General features: G+C 58.8%; 17 protein-coding genes. 8 read left to right on the top strand and 9 right to left on the bottom strand.

Translation table 11 applies throughout. From position 1 onward, the window contains the following. Positions 1-15: 15 nt before the first annotated feature. Both ABOK31_RS28805 and ABOK31_RS28800 read right to left on the bottom strand, forming a co-directional pair. The gene (locus ABOK31_RS28805; protein WP_349962292.1) at positions 16-1,512 is read right to left on the bottom strand and encodes an NAD-dependent succinate-semialdehyde dehydrogenase; all 1,497 of its coding nucleotides are present in this window, start codon (positions 1,510-1,512) and stop codon (positions 16-18) included. Positions 1,513-1,631: 119 nt separating this feature from the next. Continuing rightward, on the bottom strand, positions 1,632-2,126 hold the full coding sequence (locus ABOK31_RS28800) for an Lrp/AsnC family transcriptional regulator (protein WP_349962291.1): 495 nt from the start codon (positions 2,124-2,126) through the stop codon (positions 1,632-1,634). Positions 2,127-2,648: 522 nt separating this feature from the next. On the opposite strand from ABOK31_RS28800, the gene ABOK31_RS28795 reads away from it, so the two are divergent. Beyond that, positions 2,649-4,997, top strand: a complete 2,349-nt coding sequence (locus tag ABOK31_RS28795; RefSeq protein WP_349962290.1) for a methyl-accepting chemotaxis protein — start codon at positions 2,649-2,651, stop codon at positions 4,995-4,997. 194 nt (positions 4,998-5,191) lie between these two features. On the opposite strand, the gene ABOK31_RS28790 is transcribed toward ABOK31_RS28795, so the two are convergent. Beyond that, complete coding sequence (locus tag ABOK31_RS28790) at positions 5,192-5,734, bottom strand: hypothetical protein (RefSeq protein ID WP_349962289.1); 543 nt, start codon at positions 5,732-5,734, stop codon at positions 5,192-5,194. Positions 5,735-6,117: 383 nt separating this feature from the next. Then, positions 6,118-7,167: a LysR family transcriptional regulator gene (locus tag ABOK31_RS28785; RefSeq protein WP_349962288.1), complete on the bottom strand. Its 1,050-nt coding sequence runs from the start codon at positions 7,165-7,167 to the stop codon at positions 6,118-6,120. A 26-nt stretch (positions 7,168-7,193) separates the two neighbouring features. Here ABOK31_RS28785 and ABOK31_RS28780 point away from each other — a divergent pair, with 26 nt between their 5' ends. The 5 genes from ABOK31_RS28780 to ABOK31_RS28760 all read left to right on the top strand — a co-directional run bounded on the left by ABOK31_RS28780 (position 7,194) and on the right by ABOK31_RS28760 (position 11,782). Continuing rightward, positions 7,194-7,907 carry a phosphoribosyltransferase family protein gene (locus ABOK31_RS28780; protein ID WP_349962287.1) on the top strand — a complete coding sequence of 238 codons (714 nt, stop codon included), beginning with the start codon at positions 7,194-7,196 and terminating at the stop codon, positions 7,905-7,907. A gap of 460 nt (positions 7,908-8,367) precedes the next feature. Beyond that, a complete protein-coding gene (locus tag ABOK31_RS28775; RefSeq protein WP_174172520.1) occupies positions 8,368-8,940 on the top strand; it encodes an aminotriazole resistance protein in 573 nt (190 codons plus the stop codon). Between the two features lie 19 nt (positions 8,941-8,959). Beyond that, a complete protein-coding gene (locus tag ABOK31_RS28770) occupies positions 8,960-10,483 on the top strand; it encodes an ATP-binding cassette domain-containing protein (protein WP_349962286.1) in 1,524 nt (507 codons plus the stop codon). Beyond that, positions 10,480-11,160 carry an energy-coupling factor transporter transmembrane component T gene (locus ABOK31_RS28765; RefSeq protein WP_349962285.1) on the top strand — a complete coding sequence of 227 codons (681 nt, stop codon included), beginning with the start codon at positions 10,480-10,482 and terminating at the stop codon, positions 11,158-11,160. Before ABOK31_RS28770 ends, ABOK31_RS28765 begins: the two co-directional genes overlap by 4 nt. Beyond that, complete coding sequence (locus ABOK31_RS28760) at positions 11,150-11,782, top strand: phosphoribosyltransferase family protein (RefSeq protein WP_349962284.1); 633 nt, start codon at positions 11,150-11,152, stop codon at positions 11,780-11,782. Before ABOK31_RS28765 ends, ABOK31_RS28760 begins: the two co-directional genes overlap by 11 nt. Before the next feature lie 713 nt (positions 11,783-12,495). On the opposite strand, the gene ABOK31_RS28755 is transcribed toward ABOK31_RS28760, so the two are convergent. From ABOK31_RS28755 to ABOK31_RS28735, 5 genes are read right to left on the bottom strand one after another with little or no spacing between them, the layout of a single operon-like run. Further along, positions 12,496-13,233, bottom strand: a complete 738-nt coding sequence (locus tag ABOK31_RS28755) for an ABC transporter ATP-binding protein (RefSeq protein ID WP_349962283.1) — start codon at positions 13,231-13,233, stop codon at positions 12,496-12,498. Continuing rightward, on the bottom strand, positions 13,230-14,075 hold the full coding sequence (locus tag ABOK31_RS28750; RefSeq protein ID WP_174172515.1) for an ABC transporter ATP-binding protein: 846 nt from the start codon (positions 14,073-14,075) through the stop codon (positions 13,230-13,232). The genes ABOK31_RS28755 and ABOK31_RS28750 overlap by 4 nt, the downstream gene beginning before the upstream one ends. Beyond that, a complete protein-coding gene (locus tag ABOK31_RS28745; RefSeq protein WP_349962281.1) occupies positions 14,062-14,964 on the bottom strand; it encodes an ABC transporter permease in 903 nt (300 codons plus the stop codon). Before ABOK31_RS28745 ends, ABOK31_RS28750 begins: the two co-directional genes overlap by 14 nt. Further along, complete coding sequence (locus ABOK31_RS28740) at positions 14,961-15,989, bottom strand: ABC transporter permease (protein ID WP_349962280.1); 1,029 nt, start codon at positions 15,987-15,989, stop codon at positions 14,961-14,963. Before ABOK31_RS28740 ends, ABOK31_RS28745 begins: the two co-directional genes overlap by 4 nt. Positions 15,990-16,009: 20 nt before the next feature. Beyond that, positions 16,010-17,605: an ABC transporter substrate-binding protein gene (locus ABOK31_RS28735; RefSeq protein ID WP_349962279.1), complete on the bottom strand. Its 1,596-nt coding sequence runs from the start codon at positions 17,603-17,605 to the stop codon at positions 16,010-16,012. Between the two features lie 130 nt (positions 17,606-17,735). On the opposite strand from ABOK31_RS28735, the gene ABOK31_RS28730 reads away from it, so the two are divergent. Together ABOK31_RS28730 and ABOK31_RS28725 are read left to right on the top strand one after the other, a co-directional pair. Next, on the top strand, positions 17,736-18,446 hold the full coding sequence (locus ABOK31_RS28730) for a FadR/GntR family transcriptional regulator (protein ID WP_349962277.1): 711 nt from the start codon (positions 17,736-17,738) through the stop codon (positions 18,444-18,446). Positions 18,447-18,514: 68 nt separating this feature from the next. Beyond that, complete coding sequence (locus tag ABOK31_RS28725) at positions 18,515-19,489, top strand: mannonate dehydratase (protein WP_349962274.1); 975 nt, start codon at positions 18,515-18,517, stop codon at positions 19,487-19,489. The last annotated feature ends 16 nt before the right edge of the window (positions 19,490-19,505 follow it).

Genomic DNA, 19,505 nt, shown 5'->3' with positions numbered 1-19,505 from the left:
CTTTGTATTGGGGCGTCAGGCTGTCGTGTCGACGCAGAGATATTTGAGCTCGGTGAAGGCCTCGATGCCGTGGCGGGAGCCCTCGCGGCCGAGGCCGGATTGCTTCCAGCCGCCAAAGGGGATCGGCCCGCCGGTGATCTTCACGCGGTTGACGGCCACCATCCCGTATTCGAGCGCCCGCCCGAGGCGCATCTGCCGCGCGCCGTTCGCCGTCACGACATAGGCGACAAGGCCGTATTCGGTGTCGTTGGCACGAGCGATGACCTCGTCTTCGCTATCGAAAGCGGTCACGGCGGCGACAGGCCCGAATGTTTCTTCATGCATGATCAGGGCATCCGGCGCGGGATCGACGAGCAAGGTCGGCTGGAAGAAGAGCGGGCCGGCAGCGTGACGTTTTCCACCGGTCGCAAGCTTCGCGCCGCGCTTCAGCGCATCGGCAACATGCTCCTCGACCTTCGCGATGGCGCGTTCATGCATCAACGGCCCGATATCGACTGTGCCGTCCAATCCGTTTCCGACCTTGAGCGCTTCGATGCGCTTGCGGAATGCCGCAACGAAAGCTTCCATGATCGGACGCTGAACGAAGATGCGGTTGGTGGCCAGGCAATCCTGGCCGGAGGTCGCGAATTTGGCATTGACGGCGATATCGACGGCGCGATCGAGATCGGCATCGTCAAAGACGATCAACGGCGCATGACCGCCAAGCTCCATGACAAGCCGTTTCATGCTTGCGGCGCACTGGCCGGCGATCAATTTGCCGATGCCCGTCGAACCGGTGAAGCTCAATGCCCTGACCCGCGGATCATCACAGAAGGCGCCGACGATGGTTGCCGCATCGCCAGTCACGACGTTGAAGACGCCCGCCGGAAGGCCGGCGCGCTCGCCGAGTTCGGCAAGTGCCAGCGCCGACAGGGGTGTTTCGGACGATGGATGGGCAACGACGGTACAGCCGGCGGCAAGCGCTGCAGCGGCCTTGCGGGTGATCATGGCGGCGGGGAAGTTCCAGGGCGTGACAATCCCGACGACACCCAGGGCCTCCCTGCGAACGAACATTTCGGTGTCGGGCAGATGGCTGGTGACGCTTTCGACGTTGATGCGCTTGGCTTCCTCGGCATACCACTCGATGAAGCCTGCGGCATAGTCGATCTCGCCGCGGGATTCGGCCAAGGGCTTGCCCTGTTCCAGTGTCATGATGAGCGCCAGATCCTCGCGGGCCTCCAGCATGAGCTCATACCATTGGCGCAGGATCGCCGCGCGCTGCTGCGGCAGAAGTGAACGCCAGGCGGTAAAGGCAGCTGCCGCGGCGTCGATGGCGCAGACGGTTTCGTCTCTGCCCAGATCGGCAACCCAGGCAAGCGTCGCAGAGGACGCGGGATCAGTGACCTCGAAGCTTTGATTGGTGTTGCCGGCGACCCAGCGGCCAGCGACATAGGAGAGGTCTCGCAGCAGATGGCGGTCGTTCAACCGCGAAAGGGCTTCATGATAGGTGGCGCGGGCGTGGAGCGCGGTCATGGTCGGGTCTCTCTTTCCAGATGCCCGATGCTGCCACGGAACGCCGCGAGAGATTGTCCATTGCTGGCAGTTGGAAGAGAGAAAGGACCTAAAGTGAATGGTGTCGGTAGAGACTCTCTCTATTCGTCGCCAGGCGCATCCGGAGAAAGCAGGTCGATGACGGGAAGCACCGTCTCCTCCTTCACGGTCTTGGTCACGATATAGGTGAAATAGCGTTCGATGCCGAGGTCGCGACTGAGGAGGTCGTCGATCAGGCGCTGATAGGCATCGATATCGGCCGCCATGATCTTCAGGATGTAATCGACACCGCCGCCGACGGCCCAGCAGGCAACGATCTCCGGCGTTGCCGCAACCGCTCGCTCGAAGCGCTCGAAATCGGCCTGGCGATGATTGGCAAGCGTGACCTCGACCATGACGCTGGCGATCGGCGCGAGGCGACGCAATGCCAGATGTGCATGGTAACCCGTGATAATACCGGCCCTTTCCAGCTTTCGAAGGCGTAGCCAGCATGGTGTCGGCGACAATCCGACCTTGTCGGCCAGCGCGAGCTTGGTGATGCGGCCATCGCGCTGAATGGCATCCAGTATCCGTAGATCAATTGCATCAAGTTTCATGTCAAAGCTGCTTGTTATCACCTGTCGTTTCCAGACCAATGGCACTCGAAGCCAGGACTGACAAGCATGCCACACGGAATTTGCCACTGGCCCGGTGTTGCTGATCTCGAAATACGACCTGGTGTTTGCCGGATGCACCCGGCTCATCGCACAGCGGTCTTGGCTCTTTGGAAACGCGTCTGCAGGAAATACGGGTGACGCTCATAAGCGATGGTATCGGGTCAAGTGAAATATAATAGATATTTCTAATTTTGCGCTGCGACATCCATTTTGTCGCATTCATTGCGACGAAATCATTAATTTCTGAGAAATAGCTCCGACATTTTCTTGGTGATCAAAAGTTATACTGGTTTGCACGGCGATGCCTATACCTGGAGATACCGAATTTTAATCAAGAATATCTAGCATCACCCTGATACAAGCGGCCTGGATCGTTGTTTGCCGCTTGCGGAATATTATTTCTGTCAGAGGCACGCGGGGGGCGCGCCGCGCGATCGCAACGCCACCCAATAAGGTGGTGATATGATTCTGAAATCCGCAACTAGCCGCAATATCTTTTCCGTCGCCGCATGCGGCGTCATCGCAACGGTGGCCGCTTCCGCCATCCTGTTTGATTCAGCCTATACGACCGTTCGTCAATCGAGCCTCGACCAGATGCGCCAGATTGCCAGTACGACCGCGGCCGGATCGGAAAAGACCCTTGGTGCGGCGATTGCTGTCGTCAACTCCTTGGAGAGTGTCCTTGCAACCATGAAGGATGCCAGCGATGCGAACCGGGCAACCGCCGACGCGATCCTGAAGAATATGCTCGCGAGCAATTCGATGGCGCTTGGTGTCTGGACGGGCTGGGAGCCGAATGCCTTCGATGGAAAAGACAAGGATTTCGTCGGGAAAGAAGGCCATGATGCCACCGGCCGCTATATTCCCTACTGGGTTCGAAGCGGCGGACAGATCACCCATGTTCCTCTCGTCGACTATACCGTTTCCGGCGCTGGCGATTATTATCAGCTACCCTTCACCCAGCAAAAGACTGTTGTCATCGAGCCCTATTCGTACGCAATCGACGGCAAGCAAGTGTTGATGACCTCCATTGCCCAGCCGATCATGATCGGTGGAAAGCCTGTGGGCGTGGCCGGCCTGGACATGGCCCTCGACGATGCTCAGAAAGCGATTTCCGCCATACATCCAATGGGGACCGGCTTCATGAGTCTGGTGACTGCCGGGGGCGGCATGATTAGTCATCCCGATGCGGCGCTGATCGGAAAGAACATAAAGGACGGCGGCGCCGAGACGGCCGGCTGGGACCAGCTGATCGCCAATCCCGGTGCGGAGCGCGAAATCACCAGCCCTGACGGCGCCACCTATTTTGCTGTCGCAGAGCCGGTAAAGCTGACCGATGCCATATCGTGGTACGCGATCGTCGCGGTTCCGAAAGCTACGGTCTTCGCCCAGGTCAACACAATTGTCAGAAATGCCATAGCAGTGACGTCGATCGCCACTGTTCTCCTTGGCCTTGCCGGCTGGCTGATCGCCCGGCGCTTCGTTCGCCGTATCGAGAATGTCATTGGCGAGACCGATCGGATTGCCAACGGCGATTTGAACGTCGCGCTGAAGGATCGTGAGGCCCGCGACGAAATCGGCGACCTTTCCCGCTCATTGCACATCCTGCTGGAAAATAATCGCGAAAAGGTCCGGCTTGAAGGAGAGGCCGAAACCAGCCGCGCCGCGCAGCAGGCCGAGCAGGCGGAGCGCGCCCGCATCAGCGACGCCCAGGAAGCGGAAGTGAAATTCGCCGTCGGTGAGCTGGCTGCCGGTCTCGAGCAGCTTTCCGACGGAAACATGACTGCGCGGCTCGACCAGCCGTTCACCTCGGCCCTCGATGAAATTCGCGGCAATTTCAATGCCTCGGTCGAGAAGCTGCAGGCGGCCATGATCTCCTTCTCCGAAAACGCGTCGGTGATCCAGTGCGGATCGGAGGAGATCCGCACCGGTGCGGATGATCTGGCCAAGCGAACGGAGCAGCAGGCCGCTTCCGTCGAGGAGACCGCCGCCGCGCTTGAACAGATCACGACCTCCATCAAGGATTCCACCACGCGTGCCGAAGAGGTCGCAGCTCTGGTCGGCCGTACCAAGGATAATGCCGAGAGGTCGGGTCAGATCGTCCATAGCGCAGTCGAGGCCATGAACGGCATCGAGCAGTCTTCCCAGTCCATTTCCAACATCATTGGCGTCATCGACGACATTGCCTTCCAGACCAATCTCTTGGCGCTGAATGCCGGCGTCGAAGCTGCGCGTGCGGGCGAGGCCGGCAAGGGGTTTGCGGTCGTTGCTCAAGAGGTCAGGGAACTGGCGCAGCGTTCCGCCACCGCAGCAAAGGAAATCAAGGCCTTGATCCATTCATCGGGCGATCAGGTCAAAAGAGGCGTCAGCCTCGTCGGTCAGACAGGGGAGGCGCTTCGCGCGATTGTTCAGGAGGTGCAATCGATCGACAGCAATGTGCAGGCGATCGTGCAATCGGCAAGAGAGCAATCGACCGGGCTGCAGGAAATCAACACTGCCGTCAATCAGATGGACCAGGCAACGCAGAAAAACGCTGCAATGGTCGAGGAATCCAACGCTGCCACCCATACGCTGGCGAGCGAGGTTTCATCGCTGTCCGCGCGCCTTGCCCAGTTCAAATTGGACCATGCCGCAGGAAAGATAGTACAGCTGGCGGCTTCTCCACGGGAGAAAGCGGCAACGTCCGCCAAGGTACCTGCAACTCCCAACAAAGGCACGGAGCTTTCCGGCCAGAGAGCGTTGGGCGAAAGATTGCGCTCCGCTTTCGGTAAGACTTCACCAGCGGCAAGTCCGGTGTGGGAGGATTTCTAACGGCTTTACCTTCTTCGGAAAGGCGCTGTCCTATGAGCCGAACCCGTTGCATCGGCAATGCTTTGAGGCTCGTCCTTTTCAAGGGCAGGCGGACTATGCCGCCTTCCCCTGCGCTCGCTGCTCTTTGATCGAAGAAAAAACAAGGTTCGCGGTGAAGATCATTGGCATGGTGAGATCGTCGATCTTCTCGTGACCTATTCGATGATGTTCGGGATCGACCGTTCAATGCGAACGTCCAGGCGGATGACGCGCGTGCTGAGAATTTGAGATTCGCGCAAGGTTTCGAAAACAGGCAGGAAAACCGGACGAATGATCGTGAACCAAGACGCGACATCGTCGATGCCAGTACTGACGCTTGCGGTCCCACCGCTTTCATCCTTGCCAACGATCAGAAGATTGCCGGCCAGCGGCGAGGGGTGCCCCTTCAAATCCGCTACGCTGGAAAGCCCGTCGATAAGACTGTTATTGTCGGCATAGAGAAGATGAGAGTCCTCGATGCGGACGACGTCGACCCCACTGGATCCGACCAACTTGTGGATGTGTTCGATCCGGTTGCCGGCGGGAAGCATTACCGTCCGGATCGTTCCATCGGCTGTGCTCAAAAGATATGACTTGGCCTCAGGCAGGGGAGTTTCTTCCGCTTGCCGTTCGACGAGGCGCGGCTCCGGCGCGGGAACAAGGCGGAGTCCTGTTCGTGTTCTCCTATAGGACTCGTATGGGGTAAAATCATTCGCCATTCCCTTGCTACCTCGAGAATTAGCACTAGAAAATATTGTTCGCTATAGGCGCGAGCTTGTGCAACTTTTGCAAGCATCAAAATTCGTTCGGTGTGTTGCCTTTTCTTCAACGGCAGGGTGGCCCTTGGCGACCTTTGTCCGAATATGTCGAGCGGCGCCTGCTTCAGCGGCCTCCGGAATAATTTCGCAATATATGGACAATGTTGAGCGCCGGCGCCACGGCATGCTGCTCACGAAAATTGACATGAGCTTTGACAGCTCAGGCTAGAGAATAAAATGCGATTGATGCTACCTTTGATTGATAAAAGGTTGACGGAGACGAGATAGCGCCATGATGGATGGCATCGTCGAGCAAGGAGCATCTTGTCCAGGCAGAAGACTGACTACTCCAATGAATGCGCAGCTACCTTTCCGGCTCGAACTGCGATCTCATCGAGATATTCCTCAAAGTACCTGCGGGCGATGATGGATGTCATCGAAAGGCTGCGCCTGGGATCAACGATCAAGGAAAGTACCATTGGCGGCAAGCCGCTGTCGGCTATGCGAGAATAGTGTAATCCGTCCTCATGCGGGAGGACCATGCCGGAAGCGATCGCCGTAACCCCGTAACCACAGCCCTCGCGGACCATGGAACGCATGAGCGACAAGCTGTTGGTCGTCAAGACAGGCTGAAAACGGATGTCGACGCGCGCCGCGGCAATGTCGACGACATCCCGTAGATGACTGCTGGTGTCGGGAACGATCGTCGGCTTCTTGAAGAATTCGCCTATGGAGATGCTGTCCGGTTGCTCGATGCCGGAATCTGCGGGCAGCATGGCGATGAGATGAAAGTCGGCGGAGCGCGTAACAATGACTCCCGGTAAGGGCAGGGGGCTGAAGGTCAGTCCGAAGTCTGCGCCTCCGTCCCTGACCAGTTGTCGCACGCGATCGGAATCCTCCACTGCGATCGCATTGCGGATACGAGGATGATCCTTCGTGAACCGCGCAATCACTGCGGGCAGAAAATCGGGCACGGTTTCTTGGGAGACTGCTATTTTCACCTCGCCGCGGCGCAGTCCCTTCAGTTCCTCGATTTCGGATTTGATGCGGGAAAGATCTTTATTCCATTCCCTATAGCCGTTGACGAGCAATTCGCCCGCCGATGTCAGCCGCATGCCGCGCGGCATGCGCTCGAACAAGGCAACACCGAATTCCTCCTCGGCGCTGATGAGCTGCTTGTTGATCGCTGAAGCCGACACATTCAGCTTTTCCGCGGCTTTTCTGATCGAGCCATGGTTGGCGATCTCGTCGAGGTAGTGCGCGAAGCGAGAAAACAGGAGTCTGCTCATTCGGAAGGTATACCTCGTTGAAGAAAAGGAAACACACCGGACGAATTTTGTTGGTTGTAAAAATTGTGTGATCTGGTGTCTATTAAGACAATAATTTGAATGCAATCAATGGTGCCAAGAAGGCCGCAAGCATGTATCTGGAGACCCCGCAAACGCATCAGGTACAGGTTGCCGGCGAGAATTTCAGCCTGCCGATCGTCCGGCTGAGCGATCGGCGGGCAATCGCATTGCTGATGGTAATCGACATGGGCATCCGCTTCGGAGATCTCGTCGGCGACGCTCTTGCCCATCATTTTGCGCAGTTGCGGCCCGACATCGTCGTCGGCAGTGCTACTTTGGGCGTCCCTGTCGCCATCGAAGTCTCGCGGCGCCTTGGTATCGATCAATACGTAATCCTGCAGAAATCACCCAAATTTCACCTTGCGGACGCCTTGGTCGAAGATGTTCGTTCCATCACGACCGCAATGCCACAGCGTCTTCTGCTGGATCGCCGCTCGATAAAGCTGCTTCAAGGCAGACGCGTTCTTGTTGTCGATGATGTCATCGCGACCGGTTCCAGCATGGCGGCGGCAATCAGGCTCGTGCGTCGGGCCGGCGCAAACATAATTGGTGCAGGCGCCATTCTGACCGAAGGTCATTCTTGGCGGAACCTACTCGGAGAGGATGCCAGGCTGGTGACCAGTCTGAGCCACATTCCGCAGTTCGATATTGTCGACGGAGTGGCGACGCCGGATGCCGCGACCGAAAAGGATGCTTGGACGGAAGATCGCGCTTCGGTCAACAAGCCCATCGGTCAGATCCCGCGGAGACGTTCCGTCGCCCAGAAAGACGTTGCGCGAATATAAGCATGGCGCCAGCGATTTGCTGAGCTATCTTTCCCGTACCCGTTGGGTGTCATGCGCATGATTGGATTGGCCTGTCGATACTGCGTTTGCTAGATCAAAATCCCTATGCAATCATGGGTGGTTTTTGTGATTTGAATTTCCTATACGTCGTTTGAATCTTGGAGAGAACTTCCGTGAGCGGGCAATCCATCGCTATTGCAATTCCGATCTGTGCGTTCGCTGGCCTTGTCTCCATCGCCCCCGTGAGTTTTTAGGGGCGCTAAAGCGGCGGCCTGTAAGGGATCCCGAGGATCGGTAGACTGTGATGTCCTGGCATCCGTTCGTGATGGATGGAATTCGGGATTTGAGTAACCGGATGCGTCAATAAAAGAGTGCGAACTGCGCCTGAATGATCGCGGAGAGCCGTTCCAATGGGTTTTCCGAGAATTTCTGGAAATTACTTTTTAAAGGGACCAAGATCATGCAACCAGCGACCGTGCCGCAAACCGACGGCAATACACTTTTTCCCATCGTACTCTCGATCGTGGCTGCTGCTGCGACTGGCGTGCTTTGGGCTTATGCCAATCCAATCCAGCTCGTGCCCGGCGTCATTCAGTGGCGCATTTTCGCCTTCCTGCCATCGGTGATCGGCATTCTGCTCGGCTGGCGCAGCGGCTTCATCTGCGGCTATCTCGGCACCATCGTCTGGTCGCTTCTGGCCGGCACCTTCATACCTGCGCATTCGCTTCTCGTCGATGGCATCATGGTCGGCCTGACCGGCCTTGTGCCTGGGCTCCTCTTCGATCCGGCCAAGACGGTCTTCGATCGCGCCGCGCTGATCAAGATTGCCGTGGTCTGCCTTGTCATCGGGCTGATTATGGTGGCGGCAGTGTCCGCAAGCCTTGCCTATCTCGGTATTTTCCCGTTCTGGTGGGGTTTTGGCTATCTCGGCCTGTCCGACATCGTTCCGATGGTCGTCGGCACGCCGCTTCTGATCATTCCGGCCCTGAAAATTCTGAAGAGTGCCCATCCCTCCGGTTTCAAGCGCTTCTGAACCCAATCTGGATCAACAAGTGCTCAATATTGCCAATCTGACGATCGGTTTCGGTGGCGCCGCGCCGGTGCTTGCCGAAACCAATTGTATGCTTGACGAGGGGCAACGGCTTCTCGTCTGTGGTGAAGCCGGCAGCGGCAAGTCGACGTTGCTCGGCGTTGCCGCGGGCCTGATCCCGCGCCTTATTCCAGTTGCCGAATTCTCCGGGCAGGTGGAGCTTGATGGTCGTCCGTTGCTTTCCTTCACAAAGAAGGAGCTGTTCGGCACGATCGGCTTCGTGTCGCAAAACAGCGAAGACCAGCTTTGGGATATCTGCGTCGAGGATGTCATCGCCTTTCCGCTGGAAAACAAAGGCGTCGAGCGAAACGCGATCCGAGATCGGCTGACCGAACTGATGACCGAATTCGAGCTGCAGGCATTGAGCGGCCGTCGGGTTCTGACCCTTTCGGGGGGTGAACGGCGAATGGTCACCATAGCTGCAGCAATCGTCTCGAGCCCATCGATTCTGGTGCTTGACGAACCTACGACCGGGCTTGATCCGGCCGCCCGCGTGCGGCTGTCCAACATTCTGCGGAAAGTGCTGGACAGCACCCCGACGCTGCTGATCTCGGAGCAGGACCCTTTAGCACTTTGCTCCGTAATAGACAGCATTGCTTTGTTGCATGGCGGCGGTGTCTCTCCAAGCATGGCGCCGGAGGCGGTGCTCAGGCAGGATGCCGCCTGGATTGAAGCCGGCATTTTGCCGCCGATGCGCGTCCGGCCGGCGCGTAAGACCGTCGAGCCGGGCCGTCCGCTGTTGACCGTTTCAGGATTGGCGAGCCAGCTTTCCCGCTCGCGCGGAAACCCGGTGCTGAAGGACGTCAGTTTCGATATCCGGGCTGGAGAAGTGCTGGCGCTTATCGGCCGCAACGGCGCCGGCAAGACAACGCTGTTCAAATCGATCCTCGGGCTCGTGAAAACCACCTCGGGCTCCATCCTTCTCGACGGGACAAAGGCCGACGACTGGTCTGTTGCGGCGCGGGCGCGCAAGATCGCCTATATTCCTCAAAACATGCGCCATATCCTGTTCAACATGACCGTACTCGGTGAGGTGATTTTTGCGATTACGGCATCGAGCGCATCGTCGAACGACCCGGCCGTCCTTGCGCGCGCCACGGCGGCGCTGGAGCGATACGCACTCTCCGACCTGGCGGAAGCCAATCCGTTTGCTCTTTCGGCCCGTCAGCAGGCCTTGCTGGGGCTCGCCTGCGCCGACGCGACCGGCGCGCTTGTTGCCATCATCGACGAGCCGCTATTGAGCAGAGACATCAAAGGCCGGCAAATGCTGGAACTTTTCATCTCGTCAATGCAGTCTTCGGGGCGGGCGGTCATGCTGATCTCGCACGATCTGGAATTGGTCGACGATCTGGCCACCCGCCTGATGATCCTCGATAATGGCACGATCGCGTTCGAGGGGGTGCCCGAAGACGGTTGGGAAAGCGGCAGCTTCCATTCTCTCGGTTGGCAAGCACCCTACGATATGACAGCCTGGAGCATGGCATGACGCGGCTTCATGAGCTCAATTTCTTTATCAAGCTCGGAATTGCCTTCATCATCATGCTGGCCGCCTGGCTCGCCCCGGACTGGCGGTTCGGAGTGCCCCTTGCGCTTATCTGCCTGGCCCTTCTCTGGGGCTTGAAGGTCCCCGGTCTCCACGGTTACGTCAACGGCGCCACACTCCTGACCGGCATGGTCATGGTGAGCTGGATGATAAATCTCTGGCTGCAGGGTCTTTCGACACCGGAGGCCTTGTCGGTTGCGGCGGCGATGGCCGCCAGGCTGGTGACGACGACGGCCGCCTTCTATTTCGTCATGGAAACAAGCTCGCCGGGTGAGATATTGGCGGCGGCAAGCGCTGCGCGGCTGCCGTCCATTGCCACGCTTGTTCTGTCGCTGACCTTCGGCGTCATTCCGATGCTGCGCGATGATTTCGAGCGCATTGCGGACGCCCAGCGTTCTCGCGGCATGGAGATCGATGATGTCAGTCTGCCGACCAAACTGCGCTTTGCACTGGCACGCGGCATTCCGTTGCTCGTCCAGGCGATCCGCATGGCGCATGCCATCTCGTTTTCCCTCACCCTTTACGGATATGATCTGAAACACAAGCGAACAACCTGGCGAGAAGTCGGCCTGATGGTCGAGCAGCGCCTCAGCATGAAGGAAAAGACCCATGACCTCTGAGACCGCAGACCCGAGAACCGGGCAGAACTGGACGGTCGATGTTGCCGGCTATGCCGTTGATCTGCCGATCGTGGCGATTAAGCCGGATTTTGCCATTTCCCTCATGATGGTCATCGATCTCGGCGTGAAATTCGGCGAGCATGTCGGCATCAAGCTTGCCGCCAAATTCGCATCGCTCAAGCCCGACATCGTGGTCGGCACGGCGACACTTGGTATTCCCGTCGCCATTGAAGTGACACGGGCGCTCGGCCTCGACAACTATGTCGTCCTGCAGAAGTCGCCGAAGATCCATTTGGCAAATGCGCTGGAACAACGCATCTCCTCCATCACCTCCAAGGGCGAACAGCGCCTGCTGCTGGACCGTGCCGCGATCCCCCTTCTCAAGGGCAAGCGCGTGCTTGTCGTCGACGACGTGGTTGCCTCGGGGTCGAGCCTCAAGGGCTCGCTGGAACTGGTGCGCAAGGCGGGAGCTGAAGTTGTCGGCATTGGCGTTATCCTGACCGAAGCTCGCGATTGGCAGGAGACGCTGGGATCCGATTGCAACCTCATTCAGGGCCTCGCTCATATTCCTCAATTCTCCAAGGCCGGCAATTCGCCTTGGGAGCCAATTCCCGGCACCTGAGGTCGTTACTGTAATTCAAATGGGCATTTTGGCTTCGCCGCATTGGCGGTCGGATAGCCGGTGGCAGGGCAGCAGGTCTTTCTACCATTTTGTTGGGGTCGGAACGCCCGGATGGCAGCCATGCGGTCCTCAGGCTTTCCGAAATTCCGGCAATCATACTAGAGGAAACCCGCGCATAGCGCGTTGCGCACCCGCTACCCTTTTGTGAGAAAAGACAGACCTGCAATAGCGCTCTATTGCTTCCGGACCCTGCAGATGACGGTGCCGTCACCCGTTCGCGCCTTCTTGTTAGGGTCGATACATGTCAAGGCATTGGGTTCACAATCCTCGCGGAACTCATACAGCCCATTGGGACCCATAGCCTCCAGGTTAGGCCCCTGCGACGGGCAATCCACGGCCTCGGTTCCGCGTTGCTCGCATGCGGAAAGCGTAAGGCCGATCAAGAGGAGAGCAAGAAACTTGTGCATCATCTGTCTTCGATTACAGGATCATATGATGAATGCAAACCCACTAGCATCATGGACTATATAGAAACTGGGTGAGCGGCCATACATCAACCAATCCAAGAAGGTTTTCCTTCCGAATTCCGCTGTACCAAAGGGCCATGACCACGAAAATCGCAATCATGATCCTGATGGGAACCGGACTGCGATCTGTTTCCGAAGTCGATTTTGCGGAGTGATTGGAGCGATCGGCTATCGGCCATGTCCGCCTTAAAGGAAACTCGCCTCGAACAGTTCGCGTGTATAGGCGTCATGTGTCGTGCCGGCCTGCAAGTCCGCCTTGGTCAGCTCATCCACGAAGGTGCCGGCCTTCATGATCAGCACCCGGTCACACATATGGGCGATGACGGCCAGATCGTGGCTGACGAGGACATAGGTCAGGGAACGCTCGTCACGCTGGTCGGCCAGAAGATTGAGGATTTCGGCCTGGATCGACACGTCGAGCGCCGAAGTCGGCTCGTCAAGCAGCAGGATCGGCGGTGAGAGGATCAAGGCCCGGGCGATCGCGACGCGCTGACGCTGTCCGCCGGAAAGTTCGTGCGGATAGCGGTTGGCGAAGGCCGGCGGCAGGCCGACCTGGCGCAATGCCTTTTCGACCTTCACCCAGACATCGTCGTGCCCCATGGCCCGCAGCGGTTCGGCGAGCGCCGTGCCGATACGATGACGGGGATGCAGCGAGCCGTAGGGGTCCTGAAACACCATCTGGGCCTGCCGCAGTTCATCCCGCGTGCGGGTCTTGCCGACAGCCTTGCCGGCAAGGCCGATATCGCCCGACCATCCCTTTTCCATGCCGGCGAGGCAACGCAGCACGGTCGACTTGCCGCATCCCGACTCGCCGACGATACCGAGCGTCTCTCCCTTGCCGACATCGAAGCTTACCCCTCTGACGACATGGTTTTTCGTTTTGCCGGAGGTGAAGACGACATCAAGATCGCGAACGCTAATCATCGGCTGGTCTCCAGATCAAGCTTTTCCCTGTCGAGCACCGCCAGGCGGCGCACCGGCTTGTGCGGGTCCGGCAATGCGGACATCAGTCCGCGCGTGTATGGATGCTGGGCATCTTCCAGACGCGTCAGCGTCTCCACGATGCGGCCGGAATACATGACGATGATGCGCTCGCAGAAGGCCGCGACCATGCGGATATCGTGGCTGATGAGCAGCAGTCCGGAATTGTTCTCGCGCACCAGCTCGTCGAGCAGAGTGAGCACGTCCTTGCGCACGCTGACATCGAGTGCGGACGTCGGCTCGTCGGCTATGACAAGCTTCGGTTTTGCCAAGAGCATCATCGCGATCATGACGCGCTGACCCATGCCGCCCGAGATCTGATGCGGGTAGAGCGCCATCACGCGCTCCGGATCGTTGATACGGACGCGCTCGAGCATGGCGCGCGCAGCATCGCGCGCTTTGCCGCCACGCAAACCCAAATGCAGTCGCGCCGCCTCAGCGATCTGCTTGCCGACGGTCAGCACCGGATTGAGGGAATAGCGCGGATCCTGCATGATCAAAGCAATATCCTTGCCGCGCAGGGCGCCCATCTGTCGCTCCGACCTGTCGAGCAGGGAGACGCCGTCGAGCGCCATGCGTTCGGCCGTGATGCTTGCGCTCGGCGGCAGCAGACGCATGACCGCGCGCCCTGTCGTCGATTTGCCGGAGCCGGATTCGCCGACGATCCCGACGCGCTCGCGTCCGACATCGAAACTGACATCGGAGACCGCCGCCAGGGAGTTGCGGCCAAAGCGGACGTTCAGGCCTCGAACGGAGAGGATGGGATGGGGATCACGATCTTGCATGGCGGGGATCCAGAATATCGCGCAGTGTGTCGCCGACGATGTTGAAGGCCAGACTTGCCAGAAGGATCGCTATGCCGGGCATGACGGCGACCCACCAGAAATCGAGCATGTATTTGCGGCCGTTGGAAATCATCGCGCCCCATTCCGGCGCTGGCGGCTGGGCGCCTAGCCCAAGGAAACCAAGGGACGCCGCCGTCAGGATGATGCCTGCCATGTTGAGCGTCAGGCGCACGATAACCGAGGGGACGCACATCGGCGCGATGTAGAAGAACAGGATACGCAGCCTGGAGGCACCATAGAGCCGGGCAGCGGCGACATAGTCGGTGTTCCGGACGACGAGCGCCTCGGCGCGTGCCAGTCTTGCAATCGGTGGCCAGGCTGTCAGCGAGATGGCGATGATCGCTGTCGTCAGGCCAGCGCCGAGCGCCGCGGCAAAGGCCAGTGCCAGGATCAGCGACGGAAAGGAGAGCACGATATCGGTGGCGCGCATCAGGAGTGCGTCGATACGACCGCCGAAAAAGCCGGCAACCACGCCGATCAGAAGACCGATCGGGCCGACGATCACCGAAATCGACAGCACCGTCTGGATGGTGATGCGTGTGCCGAAGATCAGGCGGCTTAGGATATCGCGGCCGAATTCGTCGGTTCCGGCCAGATGCGCAAGGCTTGGCGGCTTCAACGCGTCCGAAAGCACCTGCACGTTCGGATCATAGGGCGCCAGAAGCGGCGCGAAGATCGCGATCAGGCATAGCAGGGCGAGGATGATGAAGCCTGTGAGGCCAAGCGGCTCGTGGGCAAGCTTGCTGCCGGCACTTTTCAGTGAGCCCGTCATGCGGCTCATGATATTCGGCGGACGGACGGTTACGTCCGCATGAATCGCATCGCTCATCGGGCGGCCTCCCTGGTGCGCGGATCGAAGACCGCATAGGCGATATCCGCTAGGAAATTCAAAAGCATAAAGAAGAATCCGACAATGATGGTTGCCGCAAGAATGGCATTCATGTCGCCGATCATCAGGGCGTTCGTCATGTATTGGCCAATGCCCGGCCAGGAGAAGACGATTTCGGTCACCACCGCGCCCTCAAGCAGCCCCCCATAGGAGATGGCGAGAATGGTGATGAGCTGCACGGCGATGTTCGGAAGAACATGGCCGATGATGGTTCGCGCTGGACCGACGCCCTTGGCGCGGGCGGCAATCACATAGTCCTGGCTGAGCTGCTCCAGGGTGAAACTGCGGGTCATGCGGGTGATATAGGCAACGGCCGCATAGGCGAGAATGAAGGCCGGCAGGATGATGTGGCTCAGCGCATTCCAGAAAATGTCCGTCTCGCCCTGCAGGAGACTGTCCACCAGCAGAAGACCGGTTTGCGGCGTGACGATACCCTCATAATAGACATCGACCCGGCCTGGGCCGCCGACCCAGTTCAGGCTCGCATAGAAGACGACAAGCCCGACGATCCCGAACCAGAAGACCGGAATGGAATGGCCGACGAGAGAGACGACGCGCGCGATCTTGTCGATCAGCCGGTCACGGAACAGTGCTGCCACCAGACCGAGCGGCACGCCGACGAAGGTCGAGATGATGACGGCAAGCGTCGCAAGCTCGAACGTCGCCGGAAAGGCCTGGGCAAGATCGGCGGAGACGGGATTTCCCGTCAGGATCGCCGTGCCGAAATCGCCATGGGCAAGACCCTTCAGATAGATGAAGAACTGTTCGTAAACGGGAAGATCCAGTCCGAGCCGCTGGCGCATTGCCGCATAGGCGGCGGGATCGGCCAGCTCGCCGACGATCGCACCCACCGGATCGGCCGGCAGGACGCGGCCGATCACGAAGGTGACCAACAGGAGGATGAACAGGCTGACGATCAGATGCGCGATGCGTCGGCCGAATTCGGCTACGGATAGTTCCTTCATGATCGGCTGCCTTCGATTGCTTATTCGGCGTCGGCCTTGGTCACGTTTTCAAGGCGGGTCATCTGGTTGGGATGCCCGAGATAGCCTTTGACCCTGGCGGAGAGAACAAGGGGTTCGAACCGTTCGAAAAGCGGCAGGAGCGCCGGTTTCAGATCAACGAACATCTGCTGCATCTGGGTATAGAGTTCGGCCCGCTTCTTGGCATCGGGCTCTACCGAGGTCTTTTCCGCAAGTGCCGTCAATCCGGGGATATCCCAGGCCGAACGCCAGGCGAAGTTGCCGGCATTGTTGGCCTCGAGCCGGTTGTCGGGATTGTTGGCAAAATCATCCATGGAGCCAAGAACGTTCGGCATCAGCGCGCTCGTCTGCGGCAGCAGCAGGTCGAAGTTGCGCGCGCGGTGGGCGGCAATGATCTCTGAACCATTGCCCTGCTGTATCTCGACCTTGATGCCGATCTGGCCGAGGGAGGCCTGAATGGCGGTTGCCAGATCGATGCGCGGCGTCTGCGAGATCGTCTTCAGCGTCAGCGAGAAGCCGTCCTTGAAGCCTGCGTCCGTGAGCAATTGCTTTGCCTTGGCAACATCGAGATGCCAGTCCGGATTCGGCAGTGCGTATTCGAAGTTTTCCGGAACGGGGACGTTTCGTGCCCGGCCGTAAGGACCCATGATGGTCTTCTCAATACCCTTGTAGTCAATGCCGTAGGCGATGGCTTCACGAACCTTCGGGTTGGCGAGATATTGATTGCCCGCATTCATCGCCAGCACATAGAAGCCACCCGTCGGCACGCGCTGGATGACGAAATTGCCCTTGGTCTCGAAGGTTTCGAGATCGGACTTGGACAATGCATTGCCGATATCGATATCGCCGCGGTCAAGCATCAGCCGCTCGACCTGGCTTTCCGGTACATGGCGGATGATGACGCGCCGCATTTTCGGTGCGCCGCCGACATAGGCCTTGTTGGCATCCAGAATGACGATCTCGTTTGGGGTCCATTTGTTCAGCGTGAACGGCCCGGAGCCTGCCGAATGGGTACGCAGCCAGGCGTTTCCGGAATCGTCGTTTGCAATATGCTTCTGCACCTCGACACTATCGACAACGCTCGAAACGCCGAGCGCCAGCCGATAAAGCAGCCCTTCGGCCGTCACCTTGTCCGTCAGATCGATGCGCACCGTCTTGGCGTCGACCGCATGGATCTGATTGGCGACGGTTTCCGTGGAATAGCCGATGCGCTTGAAATAGGAGGAACCAGACTGGTTGAGCTTCATCAGCCGGGTCAGTGAGAAGACGACATCGTTGGCGGTGACCGGGTTGCCGGAGGCGAAAGTGGCTTCCCGCAATTTCAGCGTCAGCGACTTGCCGTCATCCGTCCAGCTTTCTGCCAGCTGCGGTACGATCTTGCCATCCGCGGTCGTTGCGACAAGTCGATCGTAGAGATTGGCAAGGATTTCGAGCGCCTTGGGTTCAGTGGCCTGCTGCGGGTCGAGGGACAGCACCTGCGCGAGCGAGGTGCCGATTACCAATTGATCTTTGGGCGTAGCCGCCTGAAGCTGCGGCGCAGCCAGTGTCAGCATGCCGATTGTAGCGCCCACAAACATGGCCTTCGAAAAGTGCTTCATTATGCTTCCTCCCTCGAATAGTATATAATACGTATGATGTTATCCGCATGTCATATTATGATTTACCGAAGATCGGCATGGTTTGCAAGGCCATGCCGATGGCTTGATGAAAATGAACGGGGGACCAAGAATGGCGACAAATGCCCGGGCGAGGCAAAGGCTGGCACAAAGGGTCATCGATGAACTGCGTATGCAGATCGAAACTGGCAAGCTTCAGGCGGGCGACCAGCTTCCGACGGAGCCGCAGCTCGAAGCGGCCTTCGATGTCAGCCGGACTGTGGTGCGCGAGGCGATCGCGGACCTTCGTGCTGCAGGCCTTGTCCAGCCCGTTCAAGGCAAGGGCGTATTCGTTTCCCAAACGTCGGCACGATCCGGTCTGCTATTGACGCCCATCGAGGTCAAAAGCATCCCCGAGACACTGGAATTGCTCGAATTCCGCATGGCTGCGGAAGGCGAGGCGGCTGCAATCGCCGCCTATCGCCGGACGGCCGAACAGGAGGCGGCAATTGCTGCCGCCAACCGCAAGATGGCATTGCTGATCGAGCAGGGACTATCGACCGTCGAAGCGGATTATGAATTCCACATGGCGATCGCGGCGGCCACGAACAACCGCTTCTATGTCGATGTACTCCGGCATTTCGGCGCCCGAACCATCCCGCGCGGACAGTTTCCGACATTGCCTGAAGCGAATGATCGCGCCTATCTGGAGAAGGTGCATGCCGAGCATGCGGAAATTCTGGCTGCGATCGCGGACCAGGACCCGGAGCGAGCGCGCCAGGCGATGCGGGCACATATGCTGGCGAGCCAGCGCCGTTATCGCATGCTCGCGGAGCAGCAATAGTTCTCGACACTTCATAAAATTCATATTATGTCATATGATATAGATCAATCTCATGGGAGAGACGCTCGGTGTATGTAGGAACGCAGGTCGAGGCGCGCGACGACGACGATTATCGCGTTTTCGCGCAATTGGGGCTGAAGCATATATGTGCGGACCCGCCGGGAAAACCGGAGAGCTGGACGCTGTCCGATCTTGAGCGCCTCCGCGACAAGGTCGAGAGTTTCGGGCTGATTCTGGATATGATCCAGCTTCCCTTGCCGTCTCAGCCGATCGAAAAGGCATCCTATCCTGATATTCTGCTTGCCGGACCGGATCGTGATCGCCAGATCGATGCGGTTTGCAAGCTCATCGAAGATGTGGCGGCTGTCGGCATTCCCGCAGCAAAATACAATCTCAACCTCATCGGCATTCCGCGCACGCCGGAAGAACGAGGACGCGGCGGTTCGATGAATGCGAGCTTCCGCTGGGATAAGGCGGACCACCAGGCGGCCCCTGGCCTCGCCGGCGTCTTGTCGGAAGATGAGAACTGGGAGCGGATCGACTATTTCCTGGAGCGCGTCGTGCCCGTGGCGGAGAGCAATCGCGTCCGTCTCGCCTGCCATCCGCACGATCCCTATACGCCGCCGGGTTATCGCGGTGTCACGCGCGTGCTCGGCTCCGTCGAAGGCCTGAAGAAATTCGTGCTGATGCGCGAAAGCCCCTATCACGGGCTAAACTTCTGCCAGGGATCGGTCGGCGAGATGCTAGACAATCCGCGTGAGGAAATCGACGACATCATCCGTTGGTTCGGCACGCGCGGTAAGCTTTTCAACGTCCATTTCCGCAACATTCGCGGCGGCAAGCTCTCCTTCATGGAGACTTTCCCGGACGAGGGCGACATGGATATGGTCCGTTCCGTGAAGGTCTACAAGGAAGTCGGCTATCAATACATGCTGATGCCCGATCATGTGCCGACCATCAGCGGCCGGGACCCGACCGGCGTCGCCTTCGCCTTCTGCTATGGCTACATCGCGGCCCTCGTTCAGTCGCTCGAAGGCGCCTGAGACCCATTGCCCATAC

The sequence above is a fragment of the Rhizobium sp. ZPR4 genome (assembly GCF_040215725.1).
In the GTDB taxonomy this organism is placed as follows: Bacteria; Pseudomonadota; Alphaproteobacteria; order Rhizobiales; family Rhizobiaceae; genus Rhizobium; species Rhizobium rhizogenes_D.
Note: the sequence above shows the minus strand (reverse complement) of the source record. Positions and strands in the feature narration are given on the sequence as shown.